The organism is Ralstonia pickettii (assembly GCF_016466415.2).
In the GTDB taxonomy this organism is placed as follows: Bacteria; Pseudomonadota; Gammaproteobacteria; order Burkholderiales; family Burkholderiaceae; genus Ralstonia; species Ralstonia pickettii.
Genome location: NZ_CP066771.1, coordinates 836,954 through 859,075, shown reverse-complemented (window position 1 = coordinate 859,075; position 22,122 = coordinate 836,954). Strand labels below are relative to the sequence as shown.

The following is a 22,122-nucleotide window of genomic DNA, read 5'->3' as shown; positions in this document are numbered from 1 at the left end:
CCGTATGACCATTCTGACGCTCATCGTCGCCCGCGCCCGCAATGGCGTGATCGGCCGCAACAACACGCTGCCCTGGCGCCTGCCAGAAGACCTCGCGCACTTCAAGCGCACCACAATGGGCGCGCCCATCGTAATGGGCCGCAAGACGTACGATTCGATCGGCCGCCCGCTGCCCGGTCGTCGCAACATTGTCGTCACGCGCAATGCCAAGCTTGAACTGCCGGGCTGCGAAATCGCGTATTCGATGGAAGACGCGCAACGCCTGTGTGTGGGTGCCGAGCAGATTTTCCTGATCGGCGGCGCGCAGCTGTATGCGGATGCCCTGCCAAGCGCGGATCGACTGATCGTGACCGAGATCGACGCCGATTTCGAAGGCGATGCGCACTTCCCCGCGCCCGACCCCAAGGTCTGGCACGAAGTCTCCCGCGAGACGCACCACGCGGCAGCGCCCAACGATTTCGACTACGCGTTCGTTACCTATGAACGCCCCCCATCGGACGAGCAGTAACCGCAGCAGGCAATAAAAAACGCGCTCAGTTTCGAGCGCGTTTTTTTATTTCGGCTGGGGCGATTTATTCGCCGGCAATCGTCATCTGTTCGACGAGGATCGAGCCTGTTTCCTTCGTGCCGCGCACCAGCGCATCCGCGCCGATGGCGACGATCTGGCGGAACATCTCGCGCAGATTGCCCGCGATCGTGATCTCTTCCACCGGATATTGGATCACGCCGTTCTCCACCCAATAGCCCGACGCGCCGCGCGAATAGTCGCCCGTCACATAGTTCACGCCCTGGCCCATCAGTTCGGTCACGAGCAGACCCGTGCCCATGCGGCGCAGCATGCCGGCAAAGTCATCTTCGGCGGTCGTTTTGTCGGAGAACAGCGTCAGATTGTGCGAGCCGCCCGCGTTGCCGGTGGTCTGCATACCGAGCTTGCGCGCGGAATACGTCGACAGGAAGTAGCCCTCCACGACGCCGTTCTTCACCACATCGCGACGCTGCGTGCGTACGCCCTCCTCGTCGAACGGCGCGCTGCCCATACCGTTGAGGACGTGCGGATCTTCCGTGATCTGCACGTGCGGCGCGAAGACTTCCTTGCCCAGCGTATCGAGCAGGAACGTCGACTTGCGATACAGCGCGCCGCCCGACACCGCCTGCACGAACGCGCCGAGCAAACCCGCCGCCAGCGGCGCCTCGAACAACACCGGGCACTTGCGCGTGGTCAGCCGGCGCGCGCCCAGACGTGCCAGCGCGCGTTCCGCCGCGTATTTACCGATCGCCTCCGGTGCGGCAAGATCGTCCGGCGAGCGCTTCGACGAGTACCAATCGTCGCGCTGCATGTGCGCGCCCGACCCGGCGATCGGCGCGGCCGAAATGAAGTGGCGCGAATATGGGTAGCCGCCCATGAAACCGCGCGACGTGGCCAACACGAAGTGCGAATGCTGCGCCGAGATGCTCGAGCCATCGCTGTTGCGGATCTTTGGGCTCACGGCAAAGGCAGCGGCTTCCGCAGCGCGTGCGATCTCCACGGCGGCTTCGGCGTCGATCATCCACGGGTGATAAAGCTGCAGGTCTTGCGGGTGCTTCTCCAGCAGCTCTTCTTCGGCCAGGCCGGCGCAGTCATCGTCGGCGGTGAACCGCGCGATGTTGTAGGCGGCCTCGACGGTGGATCGCAATGCCGCCGGCGAGAAGTCCGACGTACTTGCGTTGCCGCGTTTCTTGCCCAGCATGACCGTCACGCCGACAACCTTGTCGCGGTTCTGCTCAATGGTCTCGACTTCGCCCTTGCGCACCGTGACCGACAGGCCCTGACCTTCGGAGATTTCCGTCGCTGCATCGGAGGCGCCAAGTTCGCGTGCAATGCGCAGCACATCGGTGGCCATCTCCTCGAGCTGTTCGCGGCGGTAGGCAAACACGGGGGCGGTCTTGGAATCGAGCGTTTGAGACATAGGCAATGGAGGGGGAGAAACGGGTGCCGCGATTTTGCCAAAAGCGGGCAGAACTGGCGAAAGCGCCCATCATAGCAAGATACAATGCGCGCCATGAGCCGAGCATCCCGACATAATCCCACGTATCTGCAACCCGTCGTGCGCACTGACATCGGTGATGAGGACGATCCGGATACGCCCAAGAGCAAATCGCAGCGCAAGCGCGAGGTCAACGCCTTGCAAGACCTGGGCACCGCCCTGGAAGCGCTGCCCAAGGACAAACTCGCCAAGGTGCCGCTGCCCGAAAAGCTGATCGACGCCCTGCGCGAGGCCAAACGCACCACCGCGCATGAAGGCAAGCGCCGCCAGATGCAGTACATCGGCAAGCTGATGCGCGCGCTGACCGACGAGGAAGTCGAGGCCATCCGCCGCGTCCTCGCCACCTTCGTCGGGGCCTCCAAGGCCGAGACTGCACGCCTGCATGCAATCGAACGTTGGCGCGATCGCCTGATCGCCAGCGACGACGCCATCACCGAGTTCATTGCAGCGCACCCGGATGCCGACGTGCAGGCCCTGCGTACGCTCGTGCGCAATGCGCGCAAGGAAGCGCAGCTGGCCAAGCCGCCCAAGTCGTCGCGCGAGCTGTTCCAGATGGTCAAGCAGGCCCTGTCCGGCCACGACCGCGACGAAGACGACGCCGATCAACCCGAAGCCGAAGACGACGAAGCATGACCGCCCCTGCCCCCTCCGCGCCGATCACCCGCCGCCATACCGACGAGCTGATCGTCGGCTTTGTGTCCATTTCGGACCGCGCTTCGGCCGGCACGTATCAGGATGAAGGCATCCCCGCGCTGCGAGACTGGTTGGGCGCCGCGCTGTCTTCACCGTGGCAAGGGGTGGAGCGCCTGATTCCGGACGACCAGGCGACAATCGCCGAAACGCTGATCGACCTGGTCGACCATGCCGGCTGCGATCTGGTGCTCACCACGGGCGGCACCGGCCCGACGCGCCGCGATGTGACGCCCGAGGCCACGCTGGCCGTCGCCACCAAGGAAATGCCGGGATTTGGCGAGCAGATGCGCCAGATCAGCCTGCATTTCGTTCCGACGGCGATCTTGTCGCGCCAGGTGGCGGTGATCCGCGAAACGCCGTCACGCGCCGCGCTGATCATCAACCTGCCCGGCCAGCCGCGCGCCATCAAGGAAACGCTCGAGGGCTTGAAGGATGTGGAGGGCCGCGCCACGGTGCCGGGCATCTTTGCGGCCGTGCCTTACTGCATCGATTTGATCGGCGGCCCCTATATCGAGACGCGCGACAGCGTGGTCAAGGCCTGGCGGCCCAAACACGCTGTGCGCGCAAAACCGCTGCAGGTCTGATTACGGGGCGACAGAAGACGCCAGCGCCTCAGCGTCCGGCGTTTGCGGCACATCGCGGATGAAGTGCTCGCGGTAATAGCGCAGCTCTTCGATCGATTCGATGATGTCGGCGAACGCCGTGTGCCGTTGGTGCTTCGTGAAGCCCTTCGCAATGGCCGGCTGCCAGCGCTTGCAGAGCTCCTTGAGCGTGGAGACGTCCAGGTTGCGGTAATGGAAGTACTCCTCCAACTTGGGCATGTAGCGCGCCATGAAGCGGCGGTCCTGGCAGATGGAGTTGCCGCACATCGGCGACTTGCTCTTCGGCACCCACTTCCTAAGGAATGCCAAGAGCTCCGCTTCCGCTTCCGCTTCGGTCGTGGTCGATGCCTTGACCTTGTCGATCAGGCCTGAACGGCCGTGCGTGCCCTTGTTCCAAGCGTCCATGCCGTCGAGCAGCTCGTCGGATTGGTGGATCACCAGCACGGGGCCTTCAGCCAGGATGTTCAGCTCTGAATCCGTCACCACCACGGCCACTTCGATAATGCGGTCGTTCTCGGGGCTCAGGCCGGTCATCTCCATGTCGAGCCAGATCAGGTTGTTGTCGCTCTTGGCTGCAACGCGGTTCGGGGTCGACGGGGAACCGGCTGACGGGGAAACAGGGGTACTCACTGGGGTGCTCACTCAAGGGCCTTGAGAAAATGACTGAAGGCTATAATTTTCGCATATCTGATAGGTGTTTCCCCACATGCCCGCCCCGACCGTCTTTAGCGTTGTCTTCCTGATCGCCCTTGTCTTGATGTCCGCCACGCGCCTGTGGCTGGCCGCGCGGCAAGTCCGTCACGTCGCGCGTCACCGCGATGCCGTGCCCGCGCAGTTTGCCGCATCGATCACACTGGACATGCACCGCAAGGCTGCCGACTACACCATCGCCCGCACGCGCCTGGCGATGCTGGAAGTGCCGGTCCAGGCGGCCCTGCTGATCGCCCTGACGCTGCTCGGCGGCCTGAACTGGATCAACCAGGCGTGGCTGGGGGTTTTTGGCCCCGGTTACGCATATGGGGTGGCTCTGATCGCGTCGGTCATCGCGATCAGCAGTGTGATCGAATTGCCGTTTTCGCTGTATGGGCAGTTCGTGGTCGAGGAGCGTTTCGGCTTCAACCGCATGACGTTCAAGCTTTGGCTGGCCGACAACCTCAAGGGCCTGGCCATTGGTACCGTGCTGGGTCTGCCGCTGCTGCTGGCAGTGCTCTGGCTGATGGACAAGATGGGCGCCTACTGGTGGCTGTACACCTGGATCGTGTGGATGGCTTTCATGCTGTTTGTCCAGGCGATCTACCCGAACGTCATCGCACCGCTCTACAACAAGTTCACTCCGCTGCAGGACGAGGAAATGCGCTCGCGCATTGAAAGCCTGCTCCAGCGTTGCGGCTTCGCCAGCAAGGGCCTGTTCGTGATGGACGGCAGCCGCCGCAGCGCCCACGGCAACGCCTACTTCAGCGGCTTTGGCGCAACCAAGCGCATCGTCTTCTTCGACACGCTGCTCGCGCGCCTGAACCCCTGCGAAATGGAAGCCGTGCTGGCGCATGAGCTGGGCCATTTCAAGCGCCACCACATCACCAAGCGGATCGCCGTCACGTTCGTGCTGAGCCTTGGCGCCCTAGCTCTGCTCGGCTGGTTGATGACGCGCACGTGGTTTTACCTGGGCCTTGGCGTCGCCCCGAACCTGTTCTCCGACAACCATGCGCTGGCACTGATGCTGTTTTTCCTGGTGCTGCCGGTGTTCACGTTCTTCGTCTCGCCGCTGGCGAGCCTGTCGTCGCGCAAGGACGAGTACGAAGCAGACGCCTTTGCCGCCGAGCACGCCGACGCCAATCAACTTGTCTCGGCGCTGGTCAAGCTCTTCCAGGACAACGCCTCAACGCTTACCCCGGATCCGGTCTATTCGACGTTCTACTATTCGCACCCCACTGCATCGCAGCGCGTGGAGCGCCTCGTGCAGGCCCGCACGGCATGACGCGCGGCAAACCGGGCCGCGCCCATAAGCAGGCTGCCGCTGGCGAGCACGGGCTCGTCATCGCGGCACACGGACGCCATTACCTGGTAGAACGCGAGGGCGGCGGTTTCCTGCAATGCTTCCCACGCGGCAAGCGCAGCGAATGCGCTGTCGGCGATCGCGTGGTCTATGAAACCACCGCCGTCGACCAGGGCGTGGTGGTGCGTGTGGACGAGCGCCGCAACCTGCTCTATCGCTCAGATCAGTTCAAATCGAAGGTGCTGGCCGCGAATCTGGATCAGATCATCATCATGCTCGGCACCGAGCCGAGTTTTTCGGAAGACCTGCTCGGCCGCGCGCTCGTCGCTGCAGAATCCCTCGGCATCACCCCCCTGATCCTGCTGAACAAGATCGACCTGACCGCGCGACTCGAGACGGCTCGCTCGCGCCTGGCGCTCTATCGGGACCTGGGCTACACCATCGTCGAACTGACCGTGCACGGCGCGCCAGAAGCCGCGCATACCGCGCTCGAACCGCACGTAGCCGGGCGCGCATCGATCCTGATCGGGCAGTCGGGTATGGGCAAGTCGTCGCTGCTGAATCTGCTGATTCCGGGTGTGGATGCGCAAACGCGCGAGATCTCCGAGAAACTCGACTCCGGCAAGCACACGACCACGTTCACGCGGCTCTATCACCTCCCCGCCGAATGGGGCCAGGGCGGCGTGCTGATCGACTCGCCGGGCTTCCAGGAATTCGGCTTGCATCACCTCAGCGAAGGCATGCTGGAACGCGCCTTCCCGGAGTTCCGCCCGCGCCTGACCGAGTGCCGCTTTTATAACTGCCGGCACCTGCAGGAACCCGGCTGTGGCATTCTGGGCGCGATGGCCGAAGGCAAGATCGATCCACGCCGGCACCAGCTTTACGCGCAACTGCTGCATGAATCGGAACAGCAGAAGCCCTGGTAACGGCGTAGCAAAACGCTCGAAGGGAGGCTGGGATGAAGTTGCTGATCAGCAGTTCATCGCTCGGCATGGCGGCGCACTGGCAGAACGTGCTGTCTGCCGCCGGCATTCGCACCGAGCTGCGCAACATCTACTTGAGCAGTGTGGCGGGTGACGTTCCGCCGCAGGATTGCGCAGCGCAGGTCTGGCTGGTGAACCCCGCGCAGGAAGCGCAGGCCCGCGCGCTGCTCGATCAGGCGCAGCACCCGCCGACCGGCCCGGCATGGCGTTGCGCCTATTGTGGAGAGAGCCATGAACCGCAGTTCGCCCAGTGCTGGCGCTGCGGCAAAGACCGTGAAAATGCGGCCTGATTGAACGATCCTTCAGCGGCTAGGTGTCGTGCCCAATCAGCCGAGCCACACGGCAATCGACAGCATTGCCAGCAGCAGCATCCACAGCACCACAGCACGCCACACCAAACCTACAGCCGACTGCAGCGTCCGAACGTTCGGCTCCTGCCCTACTTCCATCGGATAGGCGCCGTCCTCATCGGCAATGCTATCGGCCGAATCGCGTTGCGGAATGGGCGTGCCGAGCCGGACGCCAAGCGCTCCGCCGCCGGCCGCGAGCAGAATGCCATTCACTTCATCGTTCCACTTGGCCGCACGGTTGCGCCACGCGTACACGGCATCCTCAAAGTTGCCGACGATGGAGAAGCCGATCGCAGTGAGACGCGCGGGGATGTAGTCGATGATGAAAAAGGCCTGCCGGGCGAAAAGACCAAGCGCAGGGCTGCGTTCCGTGGACGTATCGCTCCAGTGTCGGGCGAGGTATTCAGCGCCGCGATACAGCACAACACCCGCCGGCCCAATCGGCACCAAGAACCAGAAAAACACGCCAAACACGTGTCGATGTGCCGCCACAATCGCGCATTCGAGCGTGTGACGGACGATCTCATTGACCGGCATGTCGGTCGTGTCGCGTCCCGACCATTCATTCAGCAGCAGGCGCGCGGTGACAACGTCATCGCTGCGCAAGGCCTCGTGGATATCGGTGAAGTAGTGGCTGAACTGGCGGAAGCCGAGCGTCAAGTACACCATCACTACGTTCCACAGGAACGCCAGCCCAAGGCTGATTGACGACAGCAGGTAGTGCACCAGTGCTACGACCACCACTGCCGGCAGCGTGACCACGCACCAGGCAAGCACGGCATCGCGACGATGACCGGTATCGAACCATTCTTCCGCCCTGGCGGCCAGTGCGCGCACGACGTCGTAGATCGGGTTGTCCCGGCTGAGCGCACGGAACTGTTCGAGAATCAGCGCGCAGAGTACGGAGAAAAAAGTCATTGGAAGGGCGTTGCGAGGGCGTGAATCACGCGGTGAATGCGATGTGCAAGACGATAGCACACAGCGTGCGCGCAACAGCGCACAGGGTGCCCATATTCGCGCCAGCGTTACGCTGCCAGCAGGTGATACAGGTTGCGCAGCATGCCCGCCGTCGCGCCCCAGATGAAGTGGTGGCCAGAGTCAGGCGCTTGGTCAGATCGCCCAGATCGCCGGTAAGGCATCGCATAGAAACGACGCACGCGGTCTTCCCACCGCAGCTCGCGCACTTCGTGGTTGGCCGGATCCATCAAAAAGGCCAGCGGCACTTCAAACACCTCGGCCACTTCACTTGGGTCGGGTTGCAGCGTGAAATCGGGCGCCAGCAATCCGACGATCGGGCTCACATGAAAGCCCGTTCCGGTGATGTAGTCCGGCAAGCGACCGATCACCTCGATGTGGTCCGCACTGATGCCGACCTCTTCCATCGTCTCGCGCAGCGCCGTGTCGACCATGTCCCGATCAAAGTCTTCACGCCCGCCGCCGGGAAAGCTGACCTGACCGGCATGTTGGCTAAGCGACGCATTGCGCTGGGTCAGCAGCACCGTCAGACCCGCCTCGCGCTGCACCAGCGGCACCAGCACCGCCGCCTCGCGCAACTTGAGCGAAGCGTCGATCAGGCGGGATTCATCCGTCTGTTCCGGTTGCCAGTCGGGCTGCGTCTGCAGCCGCTCGCGCACGAACTCGGCGGTCAGCCGCGCGAGCCCGAGCGCCGGCAAGGATGCCTCGGTCGGCACCACCGGCAACTGCTCAGGGTCGAACACGGGACGGCGCATACGATGGGAATGAATGAGTCGAGGGCGAAAGAAATAGATGGGGTCAATCTTCCGCCGCAGAAGAGAAAAAAGGCACCCGAAGGTGCCTTTTCGCAACGCGCGCAGATTACTCCGCAGCGGCTTCCTTGCGCTTGAAGGTCAGCTTCTCCTTGATGCGTGCCGACTTGCCCGAGCGTTGGCGCAGGTAGTACAGCTTCGCACGGCGCACATCACCGCGACGCTTCACTTCGATGCTGGCAAGCAGCGGCGAGTACAGCTGGAACGTACGCTCCACGCCTTCGCCAGAAGAGATCTTGCGAACGATGAACGACGAGTTCAGGCCACGATTGCGCTTGGCAATCACGACGCCTTCATACGCCTGCACACGCTTGCGGGTGCCTTCAACGACGTTCACGTTGACGATCACAGTGTCGCCAGGGGCGAACGGGGGGATCGTCTTGTTGGCCGTCAGTCGCTTGATTTCTTCCTGCTCGATTTGCTCGATGAGATTCATCTTTTTCTCCTTGACCATCATGCCGGCGTTTTGCCCAGTCGGTAGACCGCGGCCCCGGTAGAGGATGGGAACTTCACTTGGCCGAGCCTTCCGGGACGGAAGCCTCTGACCCCTTTGCCGTTATCGCCGCGGCAGCGAGGAAAACCTCATCGCTGCGGGACAACAAACCCTGCTTGCGCGCCGCCTCGATGAGATCGGGCCGCTTGCGCATTGTGTTCATCAGCGCCTGCTGGCGGCGCCACTTCTCGATCTCGGCGTGATGGCCACCCAGCAGCACATCGGGCACACGCACACCTTCGTACTCTTCCGGCCGCGTGTAGTGCGGGCAGTCGAGCAGACCGTTGACGAAGCTGTCTTGCACTGCCGATTGCGCATCGCCCAGCACGCCAGGCAACTGTCGCACTACCGCGTCGATGATCGCCATCGCCGCAATCTCGCCGCCGGAGAGGACAAAATCGCCAAGGCTGATTTCCTCATCAACGCGACGGTCGACCAAGCGTTGATCGATCGCTTCGTAGCGCCCACACAGCAACGTGAGTGCCGGCAGCTGCGCCAGCTCCATCACCCGCTTGTGCGTGAGCGGCTTGCCTTGCGGCGACAGCAGCACCACATGCGACGCCGCCGGCGCTTGCGCCTGGCGAATCGCGTCCAGTGCAGCTTCCAGCGGCTTGGCCAACATCACCATGCCTGGACCACCGCCATAAGGGCGGTCGTCCACGGTACGGTAGTTGTCCGTCGTGAAATCGCGCGGGTTCCAGGTGCGCAACGTGTACACCTGCTGTTTGACTGCGCGGCTGGTGATACCCCAGTCCGTCAGCGCCCGGAACATATCCGGAAACAGCGAGACGACGTCGAACTGCATCGCCGAATTCTCCGGCCGCATGTTCAGTAATCCAGACCCCAGTCGACGACGATGCGCTTGCCTGCCACATCCACCGACTTCACGTAAACCTCGACAAACGGCACCAGCCGCTCGACCTCGCCCTCACCAACGACACGCAGGATTTGATGCGCACCGTTGTCGATCAGGCCACCCACCGTGCCAAGCGTTTCCTGCTGCTCGTTGACAACCGTGGCGCCGATCAGGTCGACCCAGTAGAACTCGTCATCGTCAGGCTCGGGAAAGTCGGCCCGGCTGACCCACACGGCATAGCCGCGCAGAGCTTCGGCGACATTGCGATCGGGTGCGGCAGGCGAACCCGCCACCACCGTGCCGCTATGCTCACGCGACGTGCCAACGGGAAACACCCGCCAGTCCGCTGACGTTGCCAGTGCGCCAGCAGCCGGCTTGAGCCACCAGGTACGGGCATTCAGCAGCGCGTCGGCGTCGCCGTGCAACTGGACCTTGATCCAGCCGCGAATACCGTAGGCCCCACCCACATAACCCACCTCGACGAGATCGTCGGGGAGCGTCGGGTTGGTGCCCGTGCCCGGGCGCATGGCTTGCAGCCGTTCGGCAACCTTTTGCGAGGTTGCCTGCGTTGCAGCAGCCACAGGACCGGGCCGTGTCGATGCGGCGCGCGTCACAGCAGGAAGTGCTCGGACGGCACCGTCGATCGACGCATGCTAAAACTTAGGCAGCCGCCTTCTTGGCGCCTTGCTTCACCAGACGGGCAACCGTCGGCGACAGCTGTGCGCCCACGCCTTCCCAGTAGGTCAGGCGGTCTTGCACGATGCGCAGACCTTCTTCGCCTTCACCGGCGAGCGGGTTGTAGAAACCGACGCGCTCGATGAAACGGCCATCACGGCGGTTACGCGAGTCGGTCGCAACGATATTGAAGAACGGGCGCTTCTTGGAGCCACCGCGGGCCAGACGGATCACGACCATGGATCTTTTCCTTGAAAAACTGGATATGCGTACAGAGAAACGCGCAAGTATAGCGCAATTTCTCCGACCAAACAAACACTTAGGCGTATCCAAACGATGTAGCCGTTGGCGCGCCTTGCGGGGACGATGCTTGTGGCCGGCGGTTGTGCTCGCCGCTTGGCTTGGCGCGGGGCCGGCAGCGCTCGCAAAGCTGCCCGTCGAGTCAGTGCGGGTACCGCCGGGTTTCCATGTCGAAGTGCTGACCGACGCAATGCCAGCAGCCCGCGAAATGGCACTCTCTCCAGCCGGCATTCTTTATGTAGGCAGCCGCGCGGGCAAGGTGTACGCGATGTCGTTGCAAACGCCGGATGCGCCGATCCATGTGGTCGCGTCTGGGCTGCAATTGCCGGTGGGCGTGGCATGGCGTGACGGCAACCTTTATGTGTCGGCCGTTTCACGCGTGCTGAGGATCGACGGCATTGACAGCCGGCTCGGTAATCCGCCGGACCCGGTGATCGTCAACGACAAGCTGCCGACGGAAACGCATCACGGGTGGAAATTCATTGCGTTCGGGCCGGACGGCAAGCTGTATGTGCCGGTGGGCGCACCTTGCAACATATGCCGCCCCGATGAGAACCGGTACGCCAACCTCATGCGCATGAACGCCGATGGAAGCAGACTGGAACTCGTGGCGCGCGGCATCCGCAATACGGTCGGCTTCGACTGGCACCCGAGCACGCACGAATTGTGGTTCACCGACAACGGCCGCGATCTCATGGGTGACGACGTGCCAGACGACGAACTGAACCGCATCACCAAGCCCAATCCGCACTTTGGCTATCCGTTCTGCCACGCCGGCGACATTCCGGACCCTGAGTTCGGTGCCGGACATCCGTGCTCAGACTACACACCACCGGCCGCGAAGCTGGGAGCCCACGTAGCGGCATTAGGCATGCGCTTTTATACGGGCAGCAGCTTTCCGCCGGAATACCGAAACAATGTCTTCATTGCGGAGCATGGTTCGTGGAACCGATCGTCAAAGGTGGGCTACCGCGTCGTGCGCGTCGTTCTGGACGCCGCCGGCAATGTCACGAAGCAGGAGCCGTTCGCCCAGGGCTGGCTGCAAGGCGAGAGAGCCTGGGGACGCCCCGCAGATGTGCTCGTGGCACCGGACGGCAGCCTGCTGGTCTCAGACGACTTGGCGGGCGCGGTGTATCGCATCCACTACACCGGGAAATGATCTTTGCGTCGCCCACCGCTCGGGCAAAGCGTGCACGAAACATCTCGTTACATGGGTAACGTTCGGACAGTGGATGCCCGATGAGTGAAGCCTTACATTGACAGGCATGAACACGCGCTGTCGATCTCTCTCTCAACTGCCAGAAGCACGCGGCGCGTCGCGCTTTCGAGTTCTTGCCCGACAGGAGATAGCCATGCCGATCCGTGCATTGCTTCGCACCTTCGCGGCAGGCGTTCTGATCGTCGCCTCTGCGGGCGCTGTGGCTGCCAACGCAACGGGGCGTCAAACCGCCGCCGCCTTTGCAGAATCCACCATGCCCACATGGACGCAAGCGGCACAGACCATGCCGCGGGCGCGCCCGCTGGTGGCGCAACTCTTCGCGGACAGCCGAGGCGAACAGGCCGCCCGTATCCGCGCGCAGATGGAGCGGATGGAAGCGCGCGCCCGCGCTGATGACCGCCTGAACGGTCGGATTCAGCCCCGCGACGGCGGCGGCCGTGGGGACTGGCAGCAACAGGAACGTATGCGCCAGGAACGCGGGAACGGCGATCAGGGGAACTGGCACGGCTCCCGCCGCGGTTGAGCTGAGTCGCCGTCCCATTTCACATCCCGGAACTTGGCCGGGACGCCTGGGTCGTATCGGGTGGCACGCATACGTTTGAAGCGACGGTGCCATCACACCCATCACAACGACAACAGGTGCTCCAATGTCATTTCCTCTCCACCGCCATGTGCGGCTTATCCTCGGTCTGGTCTGGACCACGGCATTCATGCTGATGCTGGCTCACCTGCTCTACGGTGAAGCAGCATCCCACCATCGGGCGCCGCAGCAGGAATCGACGACGATTTCTATGAGCGTGCCGTCGCTGCGTCCGGTTCCGATTTAGTGATCCTGCCCCACCTGCCGCAAGCGTCGAGCAGCGTTGTGCGCATCCGGCCGAACTGACGGCCTCTTCTCCCCGTTGCTGATGCGTCTTTAGGACGCGCTCCCGGCGCCGCCACTGGGCTGCGCCGTGGTGGATGTTGGGCGTAGAATGCGCGGCGCTGTGTCTCGCCGTGTGTTCACCGCCCGCTATGCCTACGACCGCTCTTCAAAAAAAATCCAAGCTGCTGACCGTGCTGCTCGCCTTCCTGTTCGGAAGCGTGGGCGCGCATCGTTTCTACCTCAAGGGCGGACGCGACTTCTGGGCGTGGTCGCAAGTGCTTGCCATGGTGCTCGGTGTGATTGGCGTGGCGCTGCTGTGGTCCACCCAGCGGGCGAGCGTCCCGGGCTGGGTCTGCGCGATGATCGGCGGGGCTTCCGTGTTGGCGGGCTATCTGTCTGCGCTCGTCTACGGTTTGCGCCCCGACGAAAAATGGGACGCTCAATTCAATCCCGACGGCACGCCCACACATTCGGGCTGGCCTGTCGTACTGCTGAGCATTCTCACGCTGATGATCGGCACGGGCCTGCTCATGGCGGGCCTCGCCATCACCTTTCAGACCTATTTCGAAACGCAGGTGCAGGCAGCGAAAGAACTGTCGCAGTAGTCAAAACAAGCTGCCCTGGCGCTCGTCAGTCGGTTTTCGCGGTTTGATGGCACGCGCGGGCGGCTTGAACTGCGAGGTGTCGAGCACCCGTTCGTTGTAGCGGTGGTAGCTGAAGCCGAGCCTGTCTGCGGCCTTGTAGAAACGCTGCCGCAACAAATCGGCCCAAATGCCGGTGCCGCGCATGCGCGTGGCGAAATCCGCCTTGTAGTCTTGCCCGCCGTGCAGATCGCGGATGCGGTTCATCACGCGTTGCGCGCGGTCGGGGAAATGCGCCATCAGCCAATCCTGGAACACCGCGTTCAGCTCGTTCGGCAAGCGCAGCACGATGTAGCTCGCGTACGTGGCGCCCGCCTCGCGCGCGGCTTCCAGGATCTGCTCCATGTGGTCGTCGGTAACAAAGGGGATCATTGGAGCGACGCTGACACCCACCGGAATACCGGCCTCGGCCAGCGTGCGAATCGTGCGCAGGCGGCGCGATGGCGTGGCAGCGCGGGGCTCCAGCTTGCGCGCCAGATCAGCGTCGAGCGTGGTGAGGGTGACGGCGGCTACGACAAGGTTCTTCGCCGCCATCGTGGCGAGCAGATCGATGTCGCGCTCAATCAGTGTCGACTTGGTGATCAGCCCGACGGGGTGATCGCAATCGTGCAGCACCTGCAGCACGTCGCGTGTGATGCGCAACTCGCGCTCAATCGGTTGATATGCATCGGTATTCACGCCCAGCGCTATTGCCTCGCAGCGGTAGCCTGGCTTGGCCAGCGTTTCGCGCAGCACCTCGGCGGCATTGGTCTTGGCGAACAGCCTGGTCTCGAAATCGAGTCCCGGCGATAAGTCCAGATACGCATGCGTCGGCCGCGCAAAGCAATACACGCAACCATGCTCACACCCGCGATACGGATTGAGCGACACCCCAAACGGAATATCCGGCGACTGGTTGTGGCTGAGGATCGAGCGCGCCCGCTCGATGGAGACGCTGGTCTCGATGCGCGGCGGCGCCTCATCCGGATCGAGATGCCCGACAAGCGGTTGCCAGCCGTCATCGACGCGCGTGCGTTCGTCGCGCTCGAAGCGGCCTTGCAGACTGGATGTGGCACCGCGTCCCTTGCGGGGGACGCGGCGGTCGGACATATCGGACACAGCGGAACAGAGTGGATGCGGGGGCTTGCTGATCCTATCGCATCCGCTCCTACCGCGCTGTGGGTGACGCCGGCTACGCCTCCGGATCGAGCTTCACTTCCCAGAGCGATTTGCCGTCGAGATCGTGCAGCGATACAAGCATCGTGCGCGTGGCCGGGTCGATCTTGGCTCGGCCGTAATATTGCTGCAGCGCCGCGGGCGACTGGTTCTGCGGATTGTCCTTGGGAATGCTGACGTAGCGCACGTCCGGCCCAAACGTCTGGTCCACTCCATTCGGTCCGAAGGTGCCCGCGTTGATCGGCCCGCCGACGAACTCCCAGAACGGTTTGAACTCCGTGAATTTGGCGCGCGACGGATGGTAGTACGTCGCTTGCGCGTAGTGCACGTCTGCCGTCACCCGCACCACGTTCTGAATGTTTTCCTGCTTGATGAAGCGCAGGATTTCGGCCAGTTCCAGTTCGCGTCCCGACGGCGCACCGTCATCCGCATTCGCCCACGCTTCGTAGGTGCCCTTGGGCACATCGGGGTTCAGATCGGGCACCACCAGCGAGATCGGCATGTCGCTGGCAATCACCTTCCATGTCGCCTTCGACTGCTTGAGCGATTGCTTGAGCCACGCCGCCTGTGCCGGACCGAGGAAGGCCGAATCGGCATCCAGCCGGGTCTGGCGGTTCGGCGAATTGCGCCCGCGATAGCTGCGCTCGTCCAGCATGAACACGTCGAGCAGCGGGCCGTACCGGAATGCGCGGTAGATCTGCTCGGGGTCGACGGGGTTGAAACGGAACGGGTTGTACTCGAACATCGCCTGCTTCGCGCGGGCCGCCAGCAGCGATGCGCTGCGCTCCTGATAGCGCTTCTCTTCCGGGCCGATCTGCTGGCCGGGGTACCAGTTGTTGCGCACCTCGTGGTCGTCCCACTGCACGAGGAACGGCACCTCGGCGGAAAACGCGCGCTTGTTCTTGTCGAGCTGGTTGTAGGCAAAGGCGCCGCGATAGTCGTCGAGCGTCTGTGCAACGTGCGACTTCGCCTCGGTAACGAAGTTGGTCCACAGCGAGCCGTCGGGCAGTTTCACTTCGGCCTGGATCGGGCCGTCGGCATAGATCTGATCGCCGGAGTGGATGAAGAAGTCGGGCGATTCGCGGCGCATCGCTTCGTACAGACGATAGCCGCCGAAACGCTCGTTGATGCCCCACCCCTGGCCGGCCTCGTCGCCGGAGAAAACGAAGCAGATGGGGCGATTGGCCTGGACGGGCGCCGTGCGGAAGCGACCGGCAACCGGCTCGCTGAAGACCTTATCGTGCACGAGGTCCTGGAAGCGCACGCGGTAGAACAGGTCTGCGCCGGCAGGCAGGCCGGTCAGATCGACGCGGGCTGTCAGGCCGTTGCTTTCAAGTGCGGCTGGGCCAACGCGACGCGCAACGTTCTTGAAGGCGGCGTCCGTCGAGTATTCGACGATCATGCGTGCCGGACGATCGGTGCGGCTCCAGACGATGGCACTGTCAGCCGTGATATCACCGCTCATCACACCGCCGGGCAATTGCGGACGCAGGCGCTCGGACGTCACTGCGGCCGGAGCAACGCCCTGGGCCAGCACCTCGCCCATGTGTGAACCGAGCATCGCGGTGCCGCTAGCGGAAACGAGACCCTTGATCAGTATGCGGCGGGTCGGCTTGAAGATCGGCTGGTCGGACATGCGGGCTCCGTTATCGGTGATAAAGCTGCCGGCCAGCCTAAAGCGCTTCCGTGACAACGCTACGTCACCCGCCCTCTTCCGTCACATCGATGGCCAGCGTCTCCTTGATCTCCTCCATCACGATGTAACTCTTGGACTGCACGGCGCCTGGCAATTGCAGCAGGATGTCGCCCAGCAAGCGCCGGTATTCGCCCATCTCGCGAATGCGGGCCTTGATGAGGTAATCGAAATCGCCGGACACGAGGTGGCACTCCAGCACCTCCGGAATACGCAACACCTCGCGCCGGAACTGCTCGAACATGTTGCCGGACTTACTGCCCAGACTGATCTCCACGAACACCAGCAGCGACGCTCCCAGCATGGCCGGGTTGAGCCGCGCGTAATAGCCCAGGATGAAGCCCTCGCGCTCCAGGCGTTTGACGCGCTCGATGCACGGCGTAATGGTCAGGCCGACTGCCTCGGAGAGTTCCTTCATCGACAGGCGCCCGTCCTTTTGCAGGAGGTCGAGGATGCGCCGATCGAGCTTGTCGAGTGCCCGGACGGGCTTGCGCTGGGTTCGCATGACTTAAAACGCCTCAAAATCGAAGTAGTTTCTGTTTTGGTCAAATATACAGAAACAATTACTAGGTTTGTGCGAATACGATAGCGGCATCTATCGTAAATGCATCTCCGGGGAGTATCACCATGCGCGTGCTCGTTCTTGGCAGCGGCGTGATTGGCGTGACGAGCGCCTATTACCTGGCCCGTGCGGGCCATGAAGTCACTGTCGTCGACCGCGAAGCGGGTCCGGCGCTGGAGACGAGCTTCGCCAATGCTGGCCAGATCTCACCGGGCTACGCGTCGCCGTGGGCCGCGCCGGGCGTCCCGCTCAAGGCCATCAAGTGGATGTTCCAGCAGCACGCGCCGCTGACGATCCGCCCCGACGGCACCCTCTTCCAACTCAAGTGGATGTGGCAGATGCTGCGCAACTGCGACGCCGCCAGCTATGCGCAGAACAAGGAGCGCATGGTCCGCCTGGCTGAATACAGCCGCGACTGCATCCGCGACCTGCGCGCCGACACCGGCATCGCCTACGAAGGCCGCCAGCAAGGCACGCTGCAAATCTTCCGCACCCAGCAACAGCTCGACGGCGCCGCGAACGACATCGCCGTGCTCGAGCGTGCTGGCGTGCCCTACGAACTGCTTTCGCGCGAAGACCTCGTGCGCAGTGAACCGGGCCTGGCCTCGACCCGCCACAAGCTGGCCGGTGGCTTGCGCCTACCCAATGACGAAACGGGCGATTGCCAGCTCTTCACCACGCGCCTGGCTGCGATGGCGGAAAAGCTCGGCGTGCGCTTCCGTTTCAACAGCACGATCAATAGCCTCATCTTCAAGAACGACGCCGTACGCGGCGCGCTGGTCGACGGCCAGCCGATCGATGCTGATCTCGTGGTCGTGGCGCTGGGCAGCTACAGCACGCCGTTCCTGAAGAATCTGGTGAACGTGCCGGTCTACCCGCTCAAGGGGTTCTCGATCACCGTGCCGATGGCGGACGCGGCGAAGAGCCCCGTGTCCACCATTCTGGACGAGACCTACAAAGTGGCCGTGACGCGCTTTGACGACCGTATCCGCGTGGGTGGCATGGCGCAGATCGTCGGCTATGACAAGCGCCTGGACCCGAGCAAGCGCAAGACGCTGGAGTTCGTGGTCAACGATCTGTTCCCGGGTGCCGGGGATGTGTCGCGCGCCTCCTTCTGGACGGGCCTGCGCCCGATGACGCCGGACGGCACACCCATCGTGGGCCAGACGCCAGTGCGCGGCCTGTGGCTCAACACGGGCCACGGCACGTTGGGCTGGACCATGGCCTGCGGCTCGGGCAAGCTGCTGGCGGATCTGGTGTCCGGCCGCTCGCCCGCCATTCGCTCGGATGACCTCTCGGTGTATCGCTACCTGGGCGGCACGCCGATGCCGGCGACCAAGCCTGCGCTGGCCTGATCGCCCGCGCCGCACGCAGTAAAAAGGGAGGCCGAAGCCTCCCTTTTTTGTTCCGCTGATACGGTTCAAAACTGTGCTTCGGGCACCGCACCAATCGTCTCGCCGCCCGTCAGGATCGACTGTGCGATACCCGGCGCCTGCGTGAGCAACACGTCTGCAAACACGCGTGCCGTGGCGATCTTCGCGCCGTAGAAGTTCGGGTCTTCGCTCTCGCGGTCAATGGCCACCAGCAGCGCACGCGCCATCTGCCAGCCCGACAGCACGATCCCGCACAGCCGCAGATACGGCACGCTTCCCGCGAACACGGCGTTCGGTTGCGCCTTGGTCTGCTCGACCACAAATCGCACCACCGATTCCAGCGCCTCGCGACCCGCTGCCAGACGCGCACGCATCGCATCGCAATGCGCACCGCCCTTCGCAGCGAGCGCCGCTTCCACCTTGGCGATTTCCGCGCAGATGCCCAACGCCACCGCGCCCCCGTCACGCACCGTCTTGCGGCCGATCAGGTCGTTGGCCTGGATGGCCGTGGTGCCTTCGTAGATCGGCAGGATGCGCGCATCACGATAGAACTGCGCGGCGCCCGTCTCTTCGATAAAGCCCATGCCGCCGTGCACCTGCACGCCCAGGCTCGTCACGTCGATCGACATCTCGGTGCTCCAGCCCTTCACGATCGGCACCAGGAATTCGTACAGCGCTGCGTTCTGCTTGCGTGCAGCATCGTCTGCGGAGTGATGGCCTGCATCGCACGCTGCGGCGGCCACGTAGGCCAGCGCACGCGCGCCTTCGGTCATGGCGCGCATCGTCAGCAGCATGCGCTTCACATCCGGGTGATGAATGATGGGCACAGCTTTGGCAGCAGAGCCATCCACCGGGCGGCTCTGCACACGGTCACGCGCATAGGCCACGGCCTTTTGGTACGCGCGCTCCGACACGCCAATGCCCTGCATGCCCACCGCATAGCGCGCCGCGTTCATCATGATGAACATGTATTCCAGGCCGCGATTTTCTTCGCCGACCAGCGTCCCGATCGCGCCGCCGTTATCGCCAAATTGCAGCACGGCCGTCGGGCTCGCCTTGATGCCGAGCTTGTGTTCGATCGACACGCAATGCGCATCGTTGCGCGCGCCCAGCGAGCCGTCCGGATTGACCATGAACTTCGGCACCACGAACAGCGAGATCCCCTTCACACCCTCCGGCGCGCCCGGCGTACGCGCCAGCACGAGGTGGACGATGTTCTCGGCCATGTCGTGCTCGCCCCAGGTGATGAAGATCTTCGTGCCGAAGATTTTGAACGTGCCGTCGCCCACCGGCTCGGCGCGCGTGCGCACGAGTGCCAGATCCGAACCGGCCTGCGGCTCGGTGAGATTCATCGTGCCCGTCCATTCGCCGGAGATGAGCTTGGGGACGAAAAGCTGTTTCTGTTCTTCGGTGCCGGCGGTCAGCAATGCCTCGATGGCGCCATCCGTCAGCAGCGGGCACAGGGCGAACGACAGGTTGGCCGCATTCAGCATTTCGATGCACGCCGTGGCAATCAGCTTAGGCAGGCCCTGGCCGCCGTATTCCAGCGGGTGCTGCACGCCCTGCCAGCCGCCTTGGCCGAACTGCGCGAACGCCTCCTTGAAACCCGCGGTGGCCGTGACGATGCCGTCCTTCCAGCTGCTCGGGTTACGGTCGCCTTCCACATTCAGCGGTGCAACGACTTCACCGGTAAAGCGCGCGCTTTCTTCCAGCACGGCCTGCGCCGTATCGGCGGTGGCGTCCTCAAAGCCGGGCAGCTTGGCGACGTTGTCCAGGCCGGCCAGCTCGTTCATCACGAACAGCATGTCCTTGACGGGGGCTTGATAGGTCATGTCTCTCTCCAACTCTCGTTAAGCGCGATCAGGACAGCGCAGCATCGAGTGCGTGACGCGCTCTCCTGATGGCGCTTGCGTATAAAAAAGCCGTTTCCAAACAGGTCGGAAACGGCTTTGCGTCGGGCATTGCGGCGCGCCTTAACCAAGGCACGTCGCACAGTGCAATTAGCCCAGTGCGGTCACCAGCTCCGGCACGACGGCGTTCAGGTCGCCCACGAGGCCATAGTCTGCCACCTGGAAGATCGGCGCTTCCGGATCCTTGTTGATCGCGACGATCACCTTCGAATCCTTCATGCCGGCCAAGTGCTGGATCGCGCCCGAGATACCGACGGCGATGTACAGCTGCGGCGCGACGATCTTGCCGGTCTGACCGACCTGGTAGTCGTTCGGTACGAAGCCGGCGTCCACTGCGGCACGCGAGGCGCCCAGCGCGGCGCCCAGCTTGTCGGCCAGCGGCGTCAACACCTTGGTGTAGTTCTCGCCCGACCCTACGCCACGGCCGCCCGACACGATGATCTTCGCGGCGGTCAGTTCCGGGCGGTCGCTCTTCGTCACCTCCCGCGAGACGAATTGCGAGATGCCGGCGTCCGCCACGGCGGTCAGGTTTTCGGTGGCTGCAGCGCCACCAGTGGCGGCAGCTGGGTCGAAGGCCGTGCCGCGCACGGTGATTACCTTCACCTTGTCGGCCGATTGCACGGTGGCAATCGCGTTGCCGGCGTAGATCGGGCGCTCGAAAGTGTCCGGGCCGTCGACCTTGGTGATGTCGGACAACTGGGCCACGTCCAGCTTGGCGGCCACGCGCGGCAGGATGTTCTTGCCGTAGGCGGTGGCGGGCGCCAGGATGTGGTTGTAGTTGCCGGCAACGGCCAGGGCCTGCTCGGCGACGTTCTCGGCCAGTCCATCGGCAAACTGGGGCGCGTCGGCCACCAGCACCTTGGTCACGCCGGCGATCTGCGCGGCGGCCTGTGCAGCGGCGCCGCAGCCAGCGCCGGCCACCAGCACGTGGACGTCACCGCCGCATTGGGCGGCGGCCGTCACGGTGTTCAGCGTCGCGGCCTTGATGGATTGGTTGTCGTGTTCAGCAATAACGAGTGCGGTCATCTTGATCTGCCTGTTCGGTGTGCTTGAAGTTGCGTGCGGTTGCGGGAAGGTTACAAACCCGCCGCTTACAGCACCTTGGCTTCCGTCTTGAGCTTGGACACCAGCGTGGCCACATCGGGCACCATGACGCCGGCGCTGCGCTTGGCGGGCTCGACCACCTTCAGCGTCTTCAGGCGCGGTGCAACGTCCACGCCCAGATCTTCCGGCTTGACCGTGTCGAGTTGCTTCTTCTTCGCCTTCATGATGTTCGGCAGCGTCACGTAGCGCGGCTCGTTCAGGCGCAGGTCGGTGGTGACCACGGCCGGCAGCTTGACCGACAGGGTCTCCAGGCCGCCGTCCACTTCACGCGTGACCGAAGCCTTGCCGTCGGCAATCTGCACCTTCGAGGCAAACGTGGCTTGCGGCAGGCCGGCCAGCGCAGCCAGCATCTGGCCGGTCTGGTTGGCGTCGTCGTCAATCGCCTGCTTGCCGAGGATGATCAGCTGCGGCTGTTCCTTGTCGACCAGCGCTTTGAGCAGCTTGGCCACGGCCAGCGGCTGCAGTTCTTCATTCGTTTCAACCAGGATGCCGCGATCGGCGCCGATGGCCATGGCAGTGCGCAGGGTTTCCTGGCACTGCGTCACGCCGCACGAAACGGCGATCACTTCGGTAGCGACGCCCGCTTCCTTCAGGCGAACCGCCTCTTCCACGGCGATCTCGTCGAACGGGTTCATGCTCATCTTGACGTTGGCCAGATCGACACCGCTGCCGTCCGTCTTCACGCGAACTTTCACGTTGTAATCGATCACGCGCTTGACTGCGACCAGGACTTTCATGCGCTCACTCCACTAATTGATAAGACGATTTTGCAAAACGCCGGCCATTATAAGGGGGGCTGGTCGCTCGCGTAATTTTTCCGAACGGTCGTGCTATTTTAACCGCG

General features: G+C 63.5%; 25 protein-coding genes. 11 read left to right on the top strand and 14 right to left on the bottom strand.

What is annotated here, in order from left to right:
* Positions 1 to 4 precede the first annotated feature (4 nt).
* A complete protein-coding gene (locus RP6297_RS04115; protein ID WP_009238617.1) occupies positions 5 to 508 on the top strand; it encodes a dihydrofolate reductase in 504 nt (167 codons plus the stop codon).
* A 64-nt stretch (positions 509 to 572) separates the two neighbouring features.
* Here RP6297_RS04115 and pmbA read toward each other — a convergent pair whose 3' ends face one another.
* Positions 573 to 1,946, bottom strand: a complete 1,374-nt coding sequence (pmbA, locus tag RP6297_RS04110) for a metalloprotease PmbA (protein ID WP_009238618.1) — start codon at positions 1,944 to 1,946, stop codon at positions 573 to 575.
* Between the two features lie 93 nt (positions 1,947 to 2,039).
* Between pmbA and yjgA the strand changes: the two genes are divergently transcribed.
* Positions 2,040 to 2,657 carry a ribosome biogenesis factor YjgA gene (gene yjgA / locus RP6297_RS04105; protein ID WP_280525955.1) on the top strand — a complete coding sequence of 206 codons (618 nt, stop codon included), beginning with the start codon at positions 2,040 to 2,042 and terminating at the stop codon, positions 2,655 to 2,657.
* The gene (gene mog, locus RP6297_RS04100) at positions 2,654 to 3,301 is read left to right on the top strand and encodes a molybdopterin adenylyltransferase (protein ID WP_009238620.1); all 648 of its coding nucleotides are present in this window, start codon (positions 2,654 to 2,656) and stop codon (positions 3,299 to 3,301) included. Before yjgA ends, mog begins: the two co-directional genes overlap by 4 nt.
* Here mog and orn read toward each other — a convergent pair whose 3' ends face one another.
* Positions 3,302 to 3,859 (bottom strand): oligoribonuclease, encoded by a 558-nt coding sequence (orn, locus tag RP6297_RS04095; RefSeq protein ID WP_253913043.1) that lies wholly within the window; start codon positions 3,857 to 3,859, stop codon positions 3,302 to 3,304.
* A 166-nt stretch (positions 3,860 to 4,025) separates the two neighbouring features.
* Here orn and RP6297_RS04090 point away from each other — a divergent pair, with 166 nt between their 5' ends.
* Genes RP6297_RS04090 through RP6297_RS04080 form a run of 3 tightly spaced genes read left to right on the top strand, consistent with a single transcriptional unit; the run spans position 4,026 to position 6,585 of the window.
* Positions 4,026 to 5,294 (top strand): M48 family metallopeptidase, encoded by a 1,269-nt coding sequence (locus RP6297_RS04090; protein WP_009238622.1) that lies wholly within the window; start codon positions 4,026 to 4,028, stop codon positions 5,292 to 5,294.
* Positions 5,291 to 6,238 (top strand): ribosome small subunit-dependent GTPase A, encoded by a 948-nt coding sequence (gene rsgA / locus RP6297_RS04085; protein ID WP_009238623.1) that lies wholly within the window; start codon positions 5,291 to 5,293, stop codon positions 6,236 to 6,238. Before RP6297_RS04090 ends, rsgA begins: the two co-directional genes overlap by 4 nt.
* A 32-nt stretch (positions 6,239 to 6,270) precedes the next feature.
* A complete protein-coding gene (locus RP6297_RS04080) occupies positions 6,271 to 6,585 on the top strand; it encodes a putative signal transducing protein (protein WP_009238624.1) in 315 nt (104 codons plus the stop codon).
* A 36-nt stretch (positions 6,586 to 6,621) separates the two neighbouring features.
* Here RP6297_RS04080 and RP6297_RS04075 read toward each other — a convergent pair whose 3' ends face one another.
* The 6 genes from RP6297_RS04075 to rpsP all read right to left on the bottom strand — a co-directional run bounded on the left by RP6297_RS04075 (position 6,622) and on the right by rpsP (position 10,696).
* Positions 6,622 to 7,563: a CobD/CbiB family protein gene (locus RP6297_RS04075; protein WP_009238625.1), complete on the bottom strand. Its 942-nt coding sequence runs from the start codon at positions 7,561 to 7,563 to the stop codon at positions 6,622 to 6,624.
* Between the two features lie 107 nt (positions 7,564 to 7,670).
* The gene (locus tag RP6297_RS04070; protein ID WP_009238626.1) at positions 7,671 to 8,375 is read right to left on the bottom strand and encodes a CoA pyrophosphatase; all 705 of its coding nucleotides are present in this window, start codon (positions 8,373 to 8,375) and stop codon (positions 7,671 to 7,673) included.
* A gap of 106 nt (positions 8,376 to 8,481) precedes the next feature.
* The gene (rplS, locus tag RP6297_RS04065; protein WP_004629138.1) at positions 8,482 to 8,868 is read right to left on the bottom strand and encodes a 50S ribosomal protein L19; all 387 of its coding nucleotides are present in this window, start codon (positions 8,866 to 8,868) and stop codon (positions 8,482 to 8,484) included.
* A 73-nt stretch (positions 8,869 to 8,941) separates the two neighbouring features.
* Entirely contained in the window at positions 8,942 to 9,730 is a 789-nt protein-coding gene (gene trmD / locus RP6297_RS04060) for a tRNA (guanosine(37)-N1)-methyltransferase TrmD (RefSeq protein ID WP_009238627.1), read from the bottom strand.
* 23 nt (positions 9,731 to 9,753) lie between these two features.
* Positions 9,754 to 10,308, bottom strand: a complete 555-nt coding sequence (gene rimM, locus RP6297_RS04055; protein ID WP_009238628.1) for a ribosome maturation factor RimM — start codon at positions 10,306 to 10,308, stop codon at positions 9,754 to 9,756.
* 133 nt (positions 10,309 to 10,441) lie between these two features.
* Positions 10,442 to 10,696 carry a 30S ribosomal protein S16 gene (gene rpsP, locus RP6297_RS04050; protein ID WP_004629147.1) on the bottom strand — a complete coding sequence of 85 codons (255 nt, stop codon included), beginning with the start codon at positions 10,694 to 10,696 and terminating at the stop codon, positions 10,442 to 10,444.
* A 145-nt stretch (positions 10,697 to 10,841) separates the two neighbouring features.
* Here rpsP and RP6297_RS04045 point away from each other — a divergent pair, with 145 nt between their 5' ends.
* The 4 genes from RP6297_RS04045 to RP6297_RS04030 all read left to right on the top strand — a co-directional run bounded on the left by RP6297_RS04045 (position 10,842) and on the right by RP6297_RS04030 (position 13,445).
* Positions 10,842 to 11,915: a PQQ-dependent sugar dehydrogenase gene (locus RP6297_RS04045; RefSeq protein WP_037027451.1), complete on the top strand. Its 1,074-nt coding sequence runs from the start codon at positions 10,842 to 10,844 to the stop codon at positions 11,913 to 11,915.
* Positions 11,916 to 12,108: 193 nt separating this feature from the next.
* A complete protein-coding gene (locus RP6297_RS04040; protein WP_009238630.1) occupies positions 12,109 to 12,498 on the top strand; it encodes a hypothetical protein in 390 nt (129 codons plus the stop codon).
* Between the two features lie 124 nt (positions 12,499 to 12,622).
* Positions 12,623 to 12,802 carry a hypothetical protein gene (locus tag RP6297_RS04035; protein WP_009238631.1) on the top strand — a complete coding sequence of 60 codons (180 nt, stop codon included), beginning with the start codon at positions 12,623 to 12,625 and terminating at the stop codon, positions 12,800 to 12,802.
* A gap of 187 nt (positions 12,803 to 12,989) precedes the next feature.
* A complete protein-coding gene (locus RP6297_RS04030) occupies positions 12,990 to 13,445 on the top strand; it encodes an NINE protein (protein ID WP_009238632.1) in 456 nt (151 codons plus the stop codon).
* Here the strand turns inward: RP6297_RS04030 and RP6297_RS04025 are convergent, their stop codons facing one another.
* The 3 genes from RP6297_RS04025 to RP6297_RS04015 form a co-directional block, all read right to left on the bottom strand.
* Positions 13,446 to 14,570 carry a PA0069 family radical SAM protein gene (locus RP6297_RS04025; RefSeq protein ID WP_009238633.1) on the bottom strand — a complete coding sequence of 375 codons (1,125 nt, stop codon included), beginning with the start codon at positions 14,568 to 14,570 and terminating at the stop codon, positions 13,446 to 13,448.
* Between the two features lie 82 nt (positions 14,571 to 14,652).
* Complete coding sequence (locus tag RP6297_RS04020; RefSeq protein ID WP_009238634.1) at positions 14,653 to 16,272, bottom strand: alkaline phosphatase D family protein; 1,620 nt, start codon at positions 16,270 to 16,272, stop codon at positions 14,653 to 14,655.
* A gap of 64 nt (positions 16,273 to 16,336) precedes the next feature.
* On the bottom strand, positions 16,337 to 16,834 hold the full coding sequence (locus RP6297_RS04015) for an Lrp/AsnC ligand binding domain-containing protein (protein WP_009238635.1): 498 nt from the start codon (positions 16,832 to 16,834) through the stop codon (positions 16,337 to 16,339).
* Positions 16,835 to 16,956: 122 nt separating this feature from the next.
* Here RP6297_RS04015 and RP6297_RS04010 point away from each other — a divergent pair, with 122 nt between their 5' ends.
* Positions 16,957 to 18,246, top strand: coding sequence for a D-amino acid dehydrogenase (locus tag RP6297_RS04010; protein WP_009238636.1), 1,290 nt, complete (start codon positions 16,957 to 16,959; stop codon positions 18,244 to 18,246).
* Positions 18,247 to 18,311: 65 nt separating this feature from the next.
* Here the strand turns inward: RP6297_RS04010 and RP6297_RS04005 are convergent, their stop codons facing one another.
* The 3 genes from RP6297_RS04005 to RP6297_RS03995 form a co-directional block, all read right to left on the bottom strand.
* Positions 18,312 to 20,096: an acyl-CoA dehydrogenase gene (locus tag RP6297_RS04005; RefSeq protein ID WP_009238637.1), complete on the bottom strand. Its 1,785-nt coding sequence runs from the start codon at positions 20,094 to 20,096 to the stop codon at positions 18,312 to 18,314.
* A 168-nt stretch (positions 20,097 to 20,264) separates the two neighbouring features.
* Positions 20,265 to 21,200 (bottom strand): electron transfer flavoprotein subunit alpha/FixB family protein, encoded by a 936-nt coding sequence (locus RP6297_RS04000; RefSeq protein WP_009238638.1) that lies wholly within the window; start codon positions 21,198 to 21,200, stop codon positions 20,265 to 20,267.
* A 65-nt stretch (positions 21,201 to 21,265) separates the two neighbouring features.
* Positions 21,266 to 22,015, bottom strand: a complete 750-nt coding sequence (locus tag RP6297_RS03995) for an electron transfer flavoprotein subunit beta/FixA family protein (RefSeq protein ID WP_009238639.1) — start codon at positions 22,013 to 22,015, stop codon at positions 21,266 to 21,268.
* Between the last annotated feature and the right edge of the window lie 107 nt (positions 22,016 to 22,122).